At 43.0% G+C, this 14,372-nt stretch carries 18 protein-coding genes and 1 tRNA gene; 11 read left to right on the forward strand and 8 right to left on the reverse strand.

Annotated features, from left to right (window positions below):
- The 3 genes from ACKTT2_RS28555 to ACKTT2_RS28565 all read left to right on the forward strand — a co-directional run.
- Window positions 1–350 (forward strand): Rossmann-fold NAD(P)-binding domain-containing protein (locus tag ACKTT2_RS28555; RefSeq protein ID WP_500691405.1); only part of this gene is annotated, 350 nt, incomplete at its 5' end.
- Between the two features lie 73 nt (window positions 351–423).
- Entirely contained in the window at window positions 424–765 is a 342-nt protein-coding gene (locus ACKTT2_RS28560; protein ID WP_407892986.1) for a Rossmann-fold NAD(P)-binding domain-containing protein, read from the forward strand.
- Window positions 671–973, forward strand: a complete 303-nt coding sequence (locus tag ACKTT2_RS28565; RefSeq protein ID WP_407893143.1) for an SDR family NAD(P)-dependent oxidoreductase — start codon at window positions 671–673, stop codon at window positions 971–973. Before ACKTT2_RS28560 ends, ACKTT2_RS28565 begins: the two co-directional genes overlap by 95 nt.
- Window positions 974–994: 21 nt before the next feature.
- Here ACKTT2_RS28565 and ccsB read toward each other — a convergent pair whose 3' ends face one another.
- From ccsB to ACKTT2_RS28580, 3 genes are all read right to left on the reverse strand, one after another.
- Window positions 995–2,044: a c-type cytochrome biogenesis protein CcsB gene (gene ccsB, locus ACKTT2_RS28570; RefSeq protein WP_407892988.1), complete on the reverse strand. Its 1,050-nt coding sequence runs from the start codon at window positions 2,042–2,044 to the stop codon at window positions 995–997.
- A 123-nt stretch (window positions 2,045–2,167) separates the two neighbouring features.
- On the reverse strand, window positions 2,168–3,907 hold the full coding sequence (locus ACKTT2_RS28575) for a DUF3352 domain-containing protein (protein WP_407892990.1): 1,740 nt from the start codon (window positions 3,905–3,907) through the stop codon (window positions 2,168–2,170).
- Between the two features lie 107 nt (window positions 3,908–4,014).
- Window positions 4,015–4,644, reverse strand: coding sequence for a chorismate lyase (locus tag ACKTT2_RS28580; protein ID WP_407892992.1), 630 nt, complete (start codon window positions 4,642–4,644; stop codon window positions 4,015–4,017).
- A gap of 42 nt (window positions 4,645–4,686) precedes the next feature.
- Between ACKTT2_RS28580 and ACKTT2_RS28585 the strand changes: the two genes are divergently transcribed.
- Window positions 4,687–4,818, forward strand: a complete 132-nt coding sequence (locus ACKTT2_RS28585) for a hypothetical protein (RefSeq protein ID WP_407892994.1) — start codon at window positions 4,687–4,689, stop codon at window positions 4,816–4,818.
- Between the two features lie 83 nt (window positions 4,819–4,901).
- Here ACKTT2_RS28585 and ACKTT2_RS28590 read toward each other — a convergent pair.
- Window positions 4,902–4,982: transfer RNA gene (locus ACKTT2_RS28590), tRNA-Leu, on the reverse strand.
- A 349-nt stretch (window positions 4,983–5,331) separates the two neighbouring features.
- Between ACKTT2_RS28590 and accC the strand changes: the two genes are divergently transcribed.
- Window positions 5,332–6,681, forward strand: a complete 1,350-nt coding sequence (accC, locus tag ACKTT2_RS28595) for an acetyl-CoA carboxylase biotin carboxylase subunit (protein WP_407892996.1) — start codon at window positions 5,332–5,334, stop codon at window positions 6,679–6,681.
- Window positions 6,682–6,773: 92 nt separating this feature from the next.
- Here the strand turns inward: accC and ACKTT2_RS28600 are convergent, their stop codons facing one another.
- Complete coding sequence (locus ACKTT2_RS28600) at window positions 6,774–7,055, reverse strand: YggT family protein (protein WP_407892998.1); 282 nt, start codon at window positions 7,053–7,055, stop codon at window positions 6,774–6,776.
- A gap of 192 nt (window positions 7,056–7,247) precedes the next feature.
- Between ACKTT2_RS28600 and psbX the strand changes: the two genes are divergently transcribed.
- The 4 genes from psbX (at window position 7,248) to ACKTT2_RS28620 (ending at window position 9,699) form a co-directional block, all read left to right on the forward strand.
- Window positions 7,248–7,367 (forward strand): photosystem II reaction center protein PsbX, encoded by a 120-nt coding sequence (psbX, locus tag ACKTT2_RS28605; protein WP_407893000.1) that lies wholly within the window; start codon window positions 7,248–7,250, stop codon window positions 7,365–7,367.
- 235 nt (window positions 7,368–7,602) lie between these two features.
- Window positions 7,603–8,538: a Ycf66 family protein gene (locus ACKTT2_RS28610; protein ID WP_407893002.1), complete on the forward strand. Its 936-nt coding sequence runs from the start codon at window positions 7,603–7,605 to the stop codon at window positions 8,536–8,538.
- 48 nt (window positions 8,539–8,586) lie between these two features.
- Complete coding sequence (locus ACKTT2_RS28615) at window positions 8,587–9,144, forward strand: TolB family protein (protein ID WP_407893004.1); 558 nt, start codon at window positions 8,587–8,589, stop codon at window positions 9,142–9,144.
- Window positions 9,145–9,189: 45 nt separating this feature from the next.
- Window positions 9,190–9,699 (forward strand): TolB family protein, encoded by a 510-nt coding sequence (locus ACKTT2_RS28620; protein ID WP_407893007.1) that lies wholly within the window; start codon window positions 9,190–9,192, stop codon window positions 9,697–9,699.
- A 90-nt stretch (window positions 9,700–9,789) separates the two neighbouring features.
- Here the strand turns inward: ACKTT2_RS28620 and ACKTT2_RS28625 are convergent, their stop codons facing one another.
- The gene (locus ACKTT2_RS28625) at window positions 9,790–10,797 is read right to left on the reverse strand and encodes a succinate dehydrogenase/fumarate reductase iron-sulfur subunit (protein WP_407893009.1); all 1,008 of its coding nucleotides are present in this window, start codon (window positions 10,795–10,797) and stop codon (window positions 9,790–9,792) included.
- 1,126 nt (window positions 10,798–11,923) lie between these two features.
- On the opposite strand from ACKTT2_RS28625, the gene ACKTT2_RS28630 reads away from it, so the two are divergent.
- A complete protein-coding gene (locus tag ACKTT2_RS28630; RefSeq protein ID WP_407893011.1) occupies window positions 11,924–12,394 on the forward strand; it encodes an AbrB family transcriptional regulator in 471 nt (156 codons plus the stop codon).
- A 303-nt stretch (window positions 12,395–12,697) separates the two neighbouring features.
- On the forward strand, window positions 12,698–13,573 hold the full coding sequence (locus ACKTT2_RS28635) for a CPBP family intramembrane glutamic endopeptidase (RefSeq protein WP_407893013.1): 876 nt from the start codon (window positions 12,698–12,700) through the stop codon (window positions 13,571–13,573).
- A 31-nt stretch (window positions 13,574–13,604) separates the two neighbouring features.
- Here the strand turns inward: ACKTT2_RS28635 and ACKTT2_RS28640 are convergent, their stop codons facing one another.
- Both ACKTT2_RS28640 and ACKTT2_RS28645 read right to left on the reverse strand, forming a co-directional pair.
- Window positions 13,605–13,964: a DUF5615 family PIN-like protein gene (locus ACKTT2_RS28640; protein ID WP_407893015.1), complete on the reverse strand. Its 360-nt coding sequence runs from the start codon at window positions 13,962–13,964 to the stop codon at window positions 13,605–13,607.
- A complete protein-coding gene (locus tag ACKTT2_RS28645; protein ID WP_407893017.1) occupies window positions 13,964–14,296 on the reverse strand; it encodes a DUF433 domain-containing protein in 333 nt (110 codons plus the stop codon). Before ACKTT2_RS28645 ends, ACKTT2_RS28640 begins: the two co-directional genes overlap by 1 nt.
- Between the last annotated feature and the right edge of the window lie 76 nt (window positions 14,297–14,372).

A 14,372-nucleotide genomic window follows, 5' to 3' on the forward strand; every position in this document is an offset into this window, starting at 1 on the left:
GAATTAAAGTCACTTTAATTGAACCTGGGGCATTTCGCACAGACTTCAACGGACGCTCTCTGGCAGCCGCCGAACAATCCATTGATGCCTATGCGACCGTGAGCGGTGCCTCGTTGCAGTGGTTCAAAGAGATGGATGGTCAGCAGCTTGGCAATCCAGCGAAAGCAGCGCAAGCCATCATTCTTGCTGTGGAAAGTCCTCATCCACCGATGCGACTGGTATTAGGCACCGATGCCATAAGCCTGATTCAGGAAAAACTGGAATGGGTCAAAACGAATTTGGCTACTTGGCAGCAGGTGAGTGTCAGTACGGATTATGCCGATAGTCACACTGAGGCGATCGCTGGGTAGCCACACTTCGAGCGAGTTATGAGACGGCACATACATGCACTCAAGTTCAGGATTTCACTCAGGAGAGAGGCAAATGATTCGCCTTAACGATCGAGTAGCCATTATTACGGGCAGTGGACGCGGTTTAGGAGCAGCCTATGCCCGTCTGCTGGCGGAAAGAGGAGTGCATGTCGTTGTGCATGACGCAGGCGTCAACAAAGATGGAACCGGATTCGATCCGAACGTGGCGGCTGATGCTGTAAGCAGGATTCAAGAAGCAGGTGGAGTTGCTTTCCCAAGCAACGTCATCCTGGATACTAGAGATAACTGCCAAAGAAAGAGTGGAAACTACGCTCTTGAAGTTTGGTCGCCTCGACATCTCGATCCACAATGCGGGATGGGTTGTCTATCAGTCAGTGCAAGAACCAACGCCTGATTTTCTACAGCGTGCCATCAGCATTAATTTAGAGGCACCAACATGGCTGGCTCAAGCCGCCTTTCCGATTATGAAGCGACAAAACTACGGACGGATTGTGCTGACGACTTCGGATAGAGCCATTTATCAACAATATGCACTTAGTGGTCTACCTGTAATTCTTGAGATAACAAGGGACGGGCGAGGACGCCCATCCCACAATAAGTAATAATTTATCTATGGCAAATTCCTAAAAGAACCAACCGTATGAGTGTAAACCTTTACCTAAAAGATTAACCCCTAAGTAACAAATCCAAACGACAACGAAGCCGCTAGCTGCTAAAATTGCAGGGCGACGACCTTGCCAACCGCGAGTGATGCGGGAGTGCAGGTAAGCAGCAAAGACTAACCAAGTGATAAGCGCCCAAGTTTCTTTGGGGTCCCAACTCCAGTAAGAACCCCATGCTTCATTCGCCCAAACTCCACCAGCAATAATACCAATAGTTAGTAAGGGAAAGCCTAACCCAATGACGCGATAGCTAATATTATCAAGGGTTTCCGCAAGGCTAAGGCGTTGGGGTGAAAGCGTTTCGGTTGTTGTCATAATTGATGACTGCGGAACGGTCACTAAGTCTAAAACTACAGTTTTTCCGTTACCATTACTCTCAACACGGGTGACTCCATTGTTATCACCAGTCAATGCTTGTGCTTGCGAGACTGCTTCACCAACTTTGTGTAATTTATAACCATTGGTACGATAACCACCAGTTCCTACAGAACTACCCTGTAGTTGAATGTCTTGACCGCGAGTGACTAACAGAAAAGCGATCGCTAGTAGCGAACCTACCATCAAAGCGGAATAACTCAACATCATAACGCTTACGTGCATCATCAGCCAATTGGACTTGAGTGCAGGAACCAAGGGTGCTGAGGATTGCATTTCTGATGGTAGTGATAAAGTCGCAAAAGCTGCGATACCCATAGCTACGGGTGCAGTCACAACTCCCACCAGATGACTCCGACTTGTGTTTTCTGCAATAAGATGGACGGTGGTAATTCCCCACACCAGGAAAAATAGCGATTCATACAAATTACTGAGGGGAAAATATCCTGCTTCCAACCATCTTGCTCCTAAAAGGGTAGCAATGCACAAGTTAGCAACAGCCATTCCGGTTGTTCCCAAAGTAGGAAGGGCAGGAATATTTGGAAATGCTGCCCCAAACCAATACACAAGCATTGTTATAAATAAGACAGCAAAAGAGGCATTGTCTAGCCAATTCTGGAGTGCAACCAAATTCATAATTTAATTTGACTCCCAATTAAGTCTGTATTTTAATTTCTTAGATCCTAGTCTTTTTTCAGTGACCAGTGACTAATCACCTGAACAGTAACCACCTGACCACCTGACCAATTAACTTTACTTTCATGTACCGGGTGAGGTACTAGTTGTGGGAGTTGGACGTGGGTCTGATTTTTCGACTTTTTTCAATGTCAAAAAAACATCATATCGAGTACTGCGGTTATCGTTGACGGCTGATGTTACCCCCATTGAACGTGTTGCGTCTATCCAACTTTGTTTGACAGGTACAAAGGATGCTAATGGAAAATTTTTAGCTGTTCGTTCGACATCTATGAAAAACTGACCATTTGTAGAATTGGGTTCTTTGGGTACAGTTGTTTGGAACATTGTCGTGCTACTGAGGGGATAATTTGGTTTGGGCAGTATTCTTCCGCTGACAGGAGCACCCAATGCTAAAAAAGCAACATTTCCATCTAACCACCCGCGTGTAGCAGTTGGGGTTCCAAAAGGTCCAAGCCAATTGACAACAGGTCTATTTGCTACTGTTGTATATTTAATTTGAAACTGGTATTGATTTTTTATCACTTCATCTAGCTGTTTGAGAGCAATTTCGGCACGATCGCGATCGCTTGCTTCTACCATAAACACAAAAGCAGCCCTAAAGTCTTCTGGCGAATCTTCTTTGGTAACATTGGGAACGATGGAGACAGAAAATTCTCCCCCCATCCAACTGAGAAGATCTCGCTCTAAATCGAGATTCGTTAGAGATTTGACACCTTCTTGCAATTGTTCTGGTGTCATTGGCGATCGCGGATTCCCTTGAGCCGTTAAAGCATAATCCGTCCACAATTGCTTTAAATTTCCTCCTGACAGCATCAACAATGTTTCTGCGGGGAGACGATTTTGCATTTTGCCTGCATTGTTGTCTGTTGCCAAAACTCTCTGAGAGTTGGGATGTAACCAAGAAATGCCCTTTATCCTGACGCCTTCTGGTTCCAAAGAAAGACTTCCCGCTAAACCTTGGTTATTTTGAAGTTGAGAGAGAACAGGTGCGGGTAAAGAGCGATCGCCAGAAGCAGCTATTTTGGCAGAGAAAGGCACATTAATATAAAACTGAGCAAAAGGCTGGTAAGTGGCTATTTTTGGATAATTTTCTGTAAAACCAGGAGAATCTGCCAAAGATATCTTCCGTTTATACGCAGTAATTGCCTTTTCTGTTGCTTTCGGGTTGTCAGTAATAACTACAAAATTCTCATCGACTACAGCGACTGAAAATTTTTCCCTTGCTTGTCCTTCTGTTTCTTTGATAGCAATATTCTCGTAAGAACGGTTAATCCATTGACCACCTTTGGGTGCTTTGGGTTGTGACAGTATACTTTTAGCAGCTTCCTTATTTTTAATAGGCAAAACCATCACAAGCGACTGTTCGTTACCAATAACACTTGCGTTAGTCGTCACTGGTTTAGACGTGGCTCTGCTCATTTCAGGAGCAAGAACTGCGATCGCAATTTGCTCGCCCACCCAAGGACGAATATCTTTCTGAAAATCATAGCCGTTACTTCTCAGAAAGCGTTCCTGAAACTGCATGATATTGGTATTGAGTTCTGCTTGTGTTTCTTTAGTTCCAAACTCTCGCAACTTTTGCCATTGACTGGAATCTGTCGTAAAGGAAACTGCAAACAGAGCATCTTGAGGAATAATATTTGCTCCAGGTAGCAAATCTCTAGAGAGTGGTTTGCCTTGAGTCAACAGCCAATATGCTGCTGCGCCTCCACCAATCAGCAATCCAGCTGATGAGAGCGTTAACACTAAGGATGGTTTCTTATCTTTTTTCATCCACAAAGACACAACAGGCAGTTTCATTGAAACCTACATTACTTGCGTGCATGATAACACTTTGTAAGCTTGGGCTTGTATTGTCAGCTTATGCGCCTTCTAATCTTCTGCTCTCGTAGTTCTATCTTATTGTACTAGACTTTCCCATTATGAGTATGCAATGCCATTGGTCCCAAATATTTTGTTAAGTAAGGTGAAAACACCTCATAAATCAGAGTCAGAGGCTGTCCGTGATGCCAAAACAAGTAGTGGCGACCCCAAAAAGGTCCAGTCTCATTAAAACCTGACTCTAGTGCTGTAGAATCACCATAATAAATTCCCTGCACATCTCGGTATAATTCCGTGCGGAGACGTGCCAAACTAGCCCAAATAGGTAATGCACGGTTTTGTAGATACTCATCCACTTGAATTGCTTCCCACCAAGAAGTCGCATATGCCAATCTTTGTCCAGAGGCGGTACGCAACCAAACCTGTCGTCGTAATCTTGGCCCTGGAACAGCTTTAATTAGGTCAGGTGCATTATCTAAATCCACACCAACCAATGACATATCAATAACGTCCACTTCTGTGGGTTCACCTGTTAGCAATTGTAAGTGTCGAGTCGGAGACCCGTCACCTAACAAAAGGAGTTGCCAAGCAGGTGCAAGTTGAGCGTGAGGCAAACCCTGTTGAATGACTTCCTCTCCACCCTGCCAAATTGGGGTGAGACGATGCCACCCCGATGGTAATGTTAAGTTGTTTGTCGGTGTAAAAGTCGCTGTCAAGGTTCTTTACAAAACTTCACTTATTTTATAATCGCATAAAAGTTGGCGATTGGCGATTGGGGATTGGCGATTAGCGATTGGCGATTGGCGATTGGCGATTGGGGACTGCTTGCTAATTCAAGCCCAAATTTGACTGAAGGGAAAGTCCTCTTGCAACTTCTCTCAGAAGCATAACACTAAACTTATGAATTCCAGTTGTAATACTTAATCAGTTCCGGTCACTGGTCACTGGTCACTGGTCACTGGTCACTGGTTAATGCGGATGGCGAGACTCGAACTCGCAAGGGAAGCCCACACGCCCCTCAAACGTGCGCGTATACCAATTCCGCCACATCCGCAAGGTTCATCGTAATGAGTATAGCATAAACATTCAATGAATTCCCTCGAGATGCTGCCCAAAATCCAGAAAATTTTTGTCGGGAAATGAATTAAGTTTCATGTTATGTGTGTAAGTGCCATAAGACGCACAATACTCTTACACTTATAAACACTATACTGGGAGACTGAAAACGCACTTCTCTTGTAACTGACCGTTTCTAGCCCATTGAGGCAAAAAGCCGAATCCTTTCTGTACTGGGAGATGCGATCTGGTTTTCTGCTGCCGAAAGAGTGAGATGAGGCTCTGCGTAATTTCAACTTTGACGGCAGATTGATGTCAATCTACCGAACTTATATCATTGCTAAAAGATGAAGTTTGATAAAATATTAATTGCCAATCGGGGAGAAATTGCTCTTCGCATTCTCCGCGCCTGTGAGGAAATGGGGATTGCGACGGTTGCGGTACATTCCACCGTTGACCGAAATGCTCTGCACGTTCAATTAGCTGATGAAGCGGTTTGCATTGGAGAAGCGGCTAGCAGTAAAAGTTATTTGAATATTCCCAACATTATTGCTGCTGCTTTGACACGTAATGCGACTGCTATTCATCCAGGTTATGGCTTTTTGGCAGAAAATGCTCGATTTGCGGAAATTTGTGCCGATCATCACATTGCTTTCATCGGACCTTCTCCCGACGCAATCCGGTTAATGGGTGATAAGTCCACTGCAAAAGATACCATGCAAAGAGCGGGAGTTCCTACAGTACCTGGTAGTGATGGCTTGCTAGAGTCGGAAGAACAAGGACTAGCTATTGCTCAAAAAATTGGCTACCCTATCATGATCAAAGCCACAGCCGGAGGCGGTGGTAGGGGGATGCGCTTGGTACGTTCTGAGAGTGAATTTATCAAATCTTTTCAAGCAGCGCAAGGTGAAGCTGGGGCTGCATTTGGTAATTCCGGCGTTTATTTAGAAAAATTTATTGAGCGTCCCCGCCATATTGAATTTCAAATATTGGCTGATAACTATGGTAATGTAATTCATTTGGGCGAACGCGATTGCTCAATTCAGCGTCGCAATCAGAAACTTTTAGAAGAAGCGCCTAGCCCTGCTTTGGACTCAGACCTACGAGAAAAAATGGGACAAGCAGCTGTTAGAGCATCTCAGTTTATTAATTATAGTGGTGCGGGTACTATCGAGTTTCTCTTGGATAGATCGGGTCAGTTTTACTTTATGGAAATGAATACCCGGATTCAAGTCGAACATCCCGTTACGGAGATGATTACGGGTATGGACTTAGTAGCCGAACAAATCCGTATCGCTCAAGGAGAAAGACTCTCGCTCAAACAAGAACAAGTGATCTTGAGAGGGCATGCGATCGAATGCCGTATTAATGCTGAAGATCCAGAACACGATTTTCGTCCCTCGGCTGGACGTATCAGTGGTTACCTTCCTCCCGGAGGTCCCGGTGTCCGTATTGACTCCCATGTCTATACCGATTATCAAATTCCCCCTTACTACGATTCTCTAATTGGTAAGTTAGTTGTTTGGGGTCCCGACCGTTCTACTGCTATCAAACGCATGAAGCGTGCATTGCGAGAATGCGCTATTACGGGATTGCCTACTACAATTGGTTTCCATCAAAAAATTATGGAATATCCCCAATTTCTACAGGGAAATGTCTATACCAACTTTGTACAGGAAATGAAAGGGCTTGGATAATTAAGGGGATTGGCGATTGGGGATTGGAGTTTAGGGAAGAGTTTGTCATTTCTTTCTCGCATGCCTAGTCTCTAGTCCCTAATCCCTAGTCCCTATCCCATCATTAGCAGCCCTTGTTGACCTAACAAAATTTCTCGTAGGAAGCTGCAAATCCCAACCCAAATGATAGGAGTGATGTCCACTCCACCTAAAGGTGGTACTATCTTTCGCAATGGCGCTAAAAAAGGTTCAGTGGGCCAAGCTACCACGTTAAAAGGAAAACGATTCAGTTCTGCTTGAGGATACCAAGTCAGAACAATGCGAATAATAAACAAAAACGTCATCAGCCCTAACACCGGACCGAGAATCCAAACAGCAAGGGTAGCACCAGTCATAAAATCTTGGGGAACTATGAAAACCTTAGACTAATTTTAAGCTTTGTAAAGCTCTCTCTATAATTCTAATTCTTTTACTTCCGTTTTTCCAATACCCCATGTCCAATGCCCCATTCCCTAACGTATAGCTTCTCAAGAATCTGCTACAGTATTAAAATTGAAGTAGATTAATGTAAACAAAGGTTGAAATCTATGACACCCTCTTTATCAAATTTTCTTTGGAGTCTGGTTTGGGGTACTGCTATTGTCGTTATCCCCGTTATAGTAGGATTAGTTTTTGTTAGCCAAAAAGATAAAATCGAGCGTTCATAGAAAATTTCAACAGACCGTGAAACACTCGCTCGTTCAAGCGAGCAAATGGTTTGGGAGACGCAGGTAACTGCGTCTCTTATTCAAATAAGCCCTAATTATAGTGAAGCTGATACGGGAAAAATTTTCACTGAATGAGTTAATTTCGCTTGGACATAGCAATAATATATAGTAACCAGTTACAGTAGAGTTTTAAGTTTTAACTCGTTAACATAGATTTGTTATTAGGTAAACAGCAATGCTAATGTTCGGGCTGAACTCAGCCAGTGTTCTGGCTCAGGTAAATTTTGGGGCGAACTCAGCCAGTGTTCTGGGAATCGTCCTAGCTGTGGCGGGAGCAGCACTCTATTTTCTTCGCTCAGTGCGCCCAGAGCTTTCCCGCGACCAAGATATCTTTTTCGCGGCTGTAGGTTTGCTGTGCGGCTTTATTCTTATATTCCAAGGATGGCGTCTCGACCCAATTCTACAATTTGGTCAGTTGCTTTTAGCGGGCTCGACTGTATTTTTTGCAGTTGAAAGTATTCGCTTGCGAGGGATCGCTACTCAGCAAGCTAAGCGTAACACTCCAATTGTGGATGACGAACGAGAGGTGAGCGATCGCCCTTCATATACGAGAAGACCAAAATACAAGGCAGAAATGGAAGCCGATTTAGAACCCCTGCCTTATTATGAAGAAGACGAAGCGCCACCAAGACGAATTCCAGGAAGTAGGGATTCTCGCTCGTCTCGAGATGATTACTACGATGATGAAGCGCCACGTCGCATAGAACGTCGCAGTAGTAGCGAAAGATCGAGTACAGATAAACCTCGCCGTCGGAGCAGCTCTCGTCCATCACGTACATCCGAACGGTTTGAAGAGGACGATTGGAATTCTTCTTCCAGACCGGCGGTGGACGATTGGGATAGCTCTCCTTCTGAAGAAAGAAGTGAAGAAAGAAGACCTTCTCGACGCAGTACCAACGGACCTGTTCGACCAACATCAACAGAAGACGATGTTCCTCCAAGACCAAGAAGGCGTCGTCCCCCTAGCGATTCAACTTACCGAGTAGAAGGTCAAGAAGATGACGCGATCGCAACCGATTACGTAGACTACAAACCGCTTGAGCGTCCGCTTGACCGCCCTAATCGCTCGAATGACGAAGATAATTCAGTAAATTTTGATGATGATGTTTAAATACATCTGGGGAAAAGTTGCAAACACCAGCAACAGAAAATAGTTAAGGTGAAAAAAATTACACCTAAATTTTGGCTCCAAAGACAAATTCGTTGGAGTCTTTGTTTAACATTAGCAGGTATGCTTATATCCTGCGGTTACAGCGATCTTCCTACAGAACCAACTTCTCTCAACAGCCGTTATACCGAACAGCAACCAGCATTGAGTGGAAATGGTCGTTTTTTGGCATTGGTATCCAATCGCAATGGCAGTCATCAATTGCTGTTATATGACTTGCAACAACAACAGTTTACAAATACACCGGGCTTAAATCGACCTGAAACTATTGTAGAAAGCCCGAGTCTCAGCTACACGGGGCGTTATATTAGTTACATTACCAGCGACCAAGGAAGACCAGTTGTAGCGCTTTACGATCGCACGACGCAACAGTCACAAATTCTTACACCAATCTATCGCGGTTGGGTGAGAAACCCGAGTATCAGCCCCGATGGGCGCTATGTTGTCTTTGAATCCGCAAGTCGCGGTCAATGGGATATTGAAGTCCTAGACCGAGGACCGGATGTTGAGTTAGATATTGATAATGGAGCGGTAATCAGTGACCAGTGACCAGTGACCAGGGACCAGTGACCAGTGACCAGTGACCAGTGACCAATGGCTAAACGGTTTATTGTTCTACCTGTATTTGTTATAAGTTTGTTGGGTGGCTGTGTTGGCTACCCTCGTTTGTTGAATTATCCTGTCGATCCTGGTGGGCGCAGTCTTAACAGCTTGGGATCGGAGTTAAATCCACAAATTTCCAAACGCTATGTTGTTTTTACAACTGACCGTAGGGGTACTCAAGATGTGTATATGCTTGATAGGCTAACGAATACTTTAGTTGATTTGCCTGGGTTAAATTCTTTTGATACGATCGCATCTCATCCCTCTGTAGCTGAAAATGGTCGCTATATTGTTTTCTGTGCTAACCGTCAGGGACGGTCGGGAATTTTTCTGTACAATCGCGAAACCCGTCAATTACGCAATTTAACTGCTAATTTGCAAGCAGAAGTTCGCAATCCAACTATTAGTGCTGATGGTAGTCGGATTGCTTTTGAGTCTAGCGTAAATGGTCAATGGGATATTTTAGTTTATAACCGTTCCGGGCAGCTTTTAAAGAATTAGGGGATGGGCGATTGACGATTAGGGATTGGGAATTGGGATGAATTCTTCTCCCATATCCCTAATCACTGGTCACTGGTCACTGGTCACTGGTCACTGGTCACTGGTCACTGATTTCTGCACAGCTTCAATCAAAGATCTAACTTGTTGAGTTCCTTCTGAGGGTTCAAATGATAGTGGGAATTTTCTTCGAGCAAGCATTCGTAAACCGAGTGGGACAATACTTAACAATCCTTTTAAGTCTCTCAGGTAATTCCCAACAACTTGTAAACCAAAGGATCGCTCATCGATCCAACCGCCTTCTTTGACTAAATCTATAAGTACTTTGCGGTGACGAATAGAACGACTATCAGTTGCTTCTTTGCGATCGAGAAGTTCTTGTTTGATTTTAGTAATTCGATCTAATGGTGCAACACTCATTGGACAAACAGAATTGCAGTAAAGACAGCGAGTACAACCCCAAACTCCTTTAGTTCCTTCGTTATATTCTTGTAACCGAGTTTCGGTCTTGCTATCGCGAGAATCTGCTACCATGCGGTATGCTTTGGCTAGAGCATGGGGTCCAACAAAATCTGAATCTACTTCACGAGCGTTACATTCCGAGTAACACGCTCCACACATGATACAATTTCCGGTTTCATCAAGACGCGATCGCTCTTCTGGTGTTTGTAAGAACTCTCTTTCTGGTACGTTTCGTCCTGCTGTACTCACATAAGGAGTGACCGCTTCTAAGTTGTCCCAAAAACTTGTCATATCCACCACTAAATCCTTGATAACAGGCATATTACCCAGTGGTGCTATTGTTATTTCTGGGATAACATTTGTAGGGCTACCTGATGTTTGGGCTGATTGCTTGTTGGAAATTTCGCCTCCAACATTTTCCTTACAAGCCAAAGCCGAGCGCCCATTTATTCTTATAGCACAGCTTCCACAAATTGTATTGCGGCAATTTTTGCGAAATGCTAGAGTTCCATCTTGCTCCCACTTAATCCGATTCAGGCAATCGAGGATGGTATTTCCCGGTTCAACATCCAAAACGTAAGTTTTTACCACAGGGGAGGAATTTTGTTGCTGCCGTATGACCTTAAAAAGAACTTCCATTACCACTATTAATAAAGAACTCTACCTAGCTGATGAATTTTTTCTGACCCAATGGTGCTACTTCTACAAGTGAGCTATACCAAGGCGTCCTTGATTCATAGCTAGCTGTTAATAGGTTGACGATTGTAGAGACAAGCAATTTTCGCTCTCTACAATAATAAGGATAACCGCGAAACTTTGAATTGTAACTTCCCCGAATAGGTTAAGCTATTGGGTCATAGGGAGAGGGGTAAGGGGACAACGGTAACCTAAAAAAACGTACTTTACAATGGTATGCAAGTACTTTTTTGGTTATTTAGAATTGTTAAACGACATTATATGAACATTGTGACCTCTTCATCAAGAAACTCTTGGTTTTCACTCGCTGCACAAAACTGTATGTCTAAATTCAATGAATTTTTATAAAACTCGTACAGGAATACTCATCCCAAGGGTAGGGATTAAGATAAAAGTAGATCGGTAAGTTTAATTCAAAATTAAACAACTATTTTGCTATTATTAAACCATGCTAGTATTTAATATGAAATTACAAAGCAACAAAACCAGTATCAATCGCCATAGATGTGCGGCTGTTACTGCTTTGTTTCTTAGTAATATTGTAGAGATCGGAAAATTCTTGTCTCTACTGGCAGGATAAAAGGGTGTACATCTGCACAATCTCCCAAAAGCTACTTATGCTGTTAAAAGCTTGAAAGTACGAATGGACAAAACCTTTCGTCAAGAGAGCCAAAAAAGCAAAGCTAGAAAAGTGGAAATACCGCTTTTTCTTGGGTTGATGACTTATTAGGGGTCAAACGAGCGTGGCAATAAAGTAGGAAGAAATTCCTCACCGCGTTTTGCCTCCCCAATTTGTAAAGGTGGTCGGAAGTGACACCGCTACAGCAGTGCCAAAAGAAAGATCGATCTCTTTTCTGATGGCAAATGATGGCTAAAAGTGCCGTAAAACTACCAAAATAAATGCCTGTGACAACCACGACATGATAAGTGTTGGGGATAACCCATAATAAAGGTTCTTAGGCTACCCGTGTAAAGGTTTTGAGTAGCGCTGTGCAGATGTAAGAGAGCCAGATACTGGCAAAAAGACAAATTTTATCAATTCGGAGAAAGTGAGGATCTTGGGAGCATAATGACTGAAACTGCAACCGCCCCATTAACCGGTAAAGCACTGCTTGCAAAGGTTAAAGAATTGTCCAGTTTACCACGGCGAGAAAGAGCCAAGCAGTGCGGTTACTACACAGTTACCAAAAATAACCAAGTTCGTGTCAATCTTACTGATTTTTATGATGCTTTACTGTCAGCTAGGGGAATTCCCTTAAGCCCAGAAGCACCAAAAGATGGTCGAGGACGCGAACCAACATACAGAGTCAGCGTACACCAAAATGGTCAGATTGTTATTGGTGCAACTTACACCAAAGCAATGGGCTTAAAGTCAGGTGATGAGTTTGAAATTAAGTTAGGATACAAGCATATTCACTTAATTCAAATCGACGCTGATAAGAAGTTGCTCTCCTCAGATGATTCAGATTTAGACGAAGAAGACATCGAAGACGAAGAGGACTTTGATGAGGATGAAGATGAGGATGAAGAGGAAGATTAAATTTTTTTATCGTATAGGCAAGTTTAGAGAAAAAACTTGATGACTTGTCTTAAGATCGAAAAAATGTAAATTTTCCTGACAAAGATAAAAAACTTCGTACAAAATAAAGCGATGAGACTGTTGCAGGTATAAGAAATTTTGATAAAAGCTTAGTTAAGAATAGGCAAAGGCTCAAAAAGATGAGGTGTAAAGGGTAAAAGAAAGATGAAGTATGATACGAAAGTATGAAATACTTCATACTTCACCTTATAGTTTGCACTCAAACATTGAAAAGTTTTTGTTCTACTGAGCGAGATATCTGATATGCAACAAGTCTGTCGTATTTTTTTGCGCGATGTCATACCATTATTTGAGCCATCAGCCAACATATCGCTGTCATCATTACAAGATGCTCCAGCATTAGTTGTTGTGATGGCTTTTTTTCTTTCGTGGATTCTTGGTTGGGTACCGTTAGCAGCGATCTCCGCCATCGCTATTAAATGGAAACCCTTTCAACCGCTACAGCCAGAACAAAAGTTACCCCTACTTATTCCTCTCTACCTCTTAGCTCCCCTCATACTTTGGGGGACGAGTTGGTTGACAAAAACATCTTTTTCTGAATATGGATTTTCTGGAAATATCTCAACTTTTTCTTCTTTAGCTTTAGGCTTATCCTTGGGAGTTTTGGGTATTGCAGCGATCTTTTCAGGTCAAATATGGTTGGGGTGGTGCGCTTTTCAAGAAACAAACCTCAAGCAAGTGAGACCTATTTTACTACCTATATTGTTAGTGGCTTTATTGGTAGGTGGTGTGGAGGAGTTAATTTTTCGCGGTTTTCTCTTAACCGAATTAGGTAAGAATAGCTCTATTTGGACAGCAGCGATCGCATCCAGCTTGATTTTTGCTTTACTACACCTGGTTTGGGAGCAGCAAGAAACAATTCCGCAATTACCCGGACTTTGGTTGATGGGAATGGTGTTGGTATTAGCACGGTTTACGGATAAGGGTAGTATCGGCTTGGCTTGGGGACTGCATGCGGGATGGGTTTGGGCGATCGCTTGTTTGGATACCGCACAACTCGTCAATCCTACGGATTGTGTATCTGAGTGGGTGACGGGTAAGAATAAAAAGCCCTTGGCTGGTGTGGCGGGTGTTGTTTGCTTGTTGCTGACAGGAGGGATTCTTTGGTTAAGGTTCTAATGCTCTTTCTTTGGGAAAAATACTACACCCTTTACAAGGGTATGTAATCAATGAGATCCCGATACTCATCTTCATTTGAAGCGGCAGCAATCAAAATTAAATCGTTAATCACCTGAGCGATTGTTGCTTTTCTGCGTATTACCAGAATCCCCGGAATATGGCGATTAGCAGCTAAGTGCTCTGCTAGATGTACAGGCATAGAGCGGCGATTTCTTGTGACCAATAGAAAACTTCGTTCCTCACACCAACATAAAATTTCTGGATCGAGAGTTCCCTTGGGTGGTGCATCCGGATCGCCAACCATTAAAACAGTTAAATCTGGTTGTAAACGCAGTAACTGGTCGCGGAAAGTAGGCGGTAAATTTTCATCCAGTAAGTATCGAATAGACATTAGTTACTCACTGGTTTTGCTTTCTGCTGTTGCTTTAACTTTTTTAATCTAATGATTGTAGAGGAAGGATTTTTATCATACTCTGCCTCAGCCTTGAGAGTAAAATCTAACCAATCTCCCATATACTTTCCTACAGATTCTCGATTATGTAAATAGTAGAGAATAGTAGCATAAATTTGCTCTAGTGTTACTGTGTAAAATTCCTTAGCAATCTCTTCAGGGGCTTTAGCACTATAAATATATTCATCAAGAATATGCTCAATCCCAATTCGCGTTCCTTTAACCCGGATATCATCAGCCGAAATAAATTCAAAATAGTCTTCTAATTGCATAAAACATCAACTTTTATTTTAACTTAACAAATTTTGAACTGCTTTAGTATACCAGCTGCTTCTTATATGCTTCCTT

This window comes from Scytonema hankhaensis NUACC26 (assembly GCF_045865695.1).
Lineage (GTDB): Bacteria > Cyanobacteriota > Cyanobacteriia > Cyanobacteriales > Nostocaceae > Scytonema.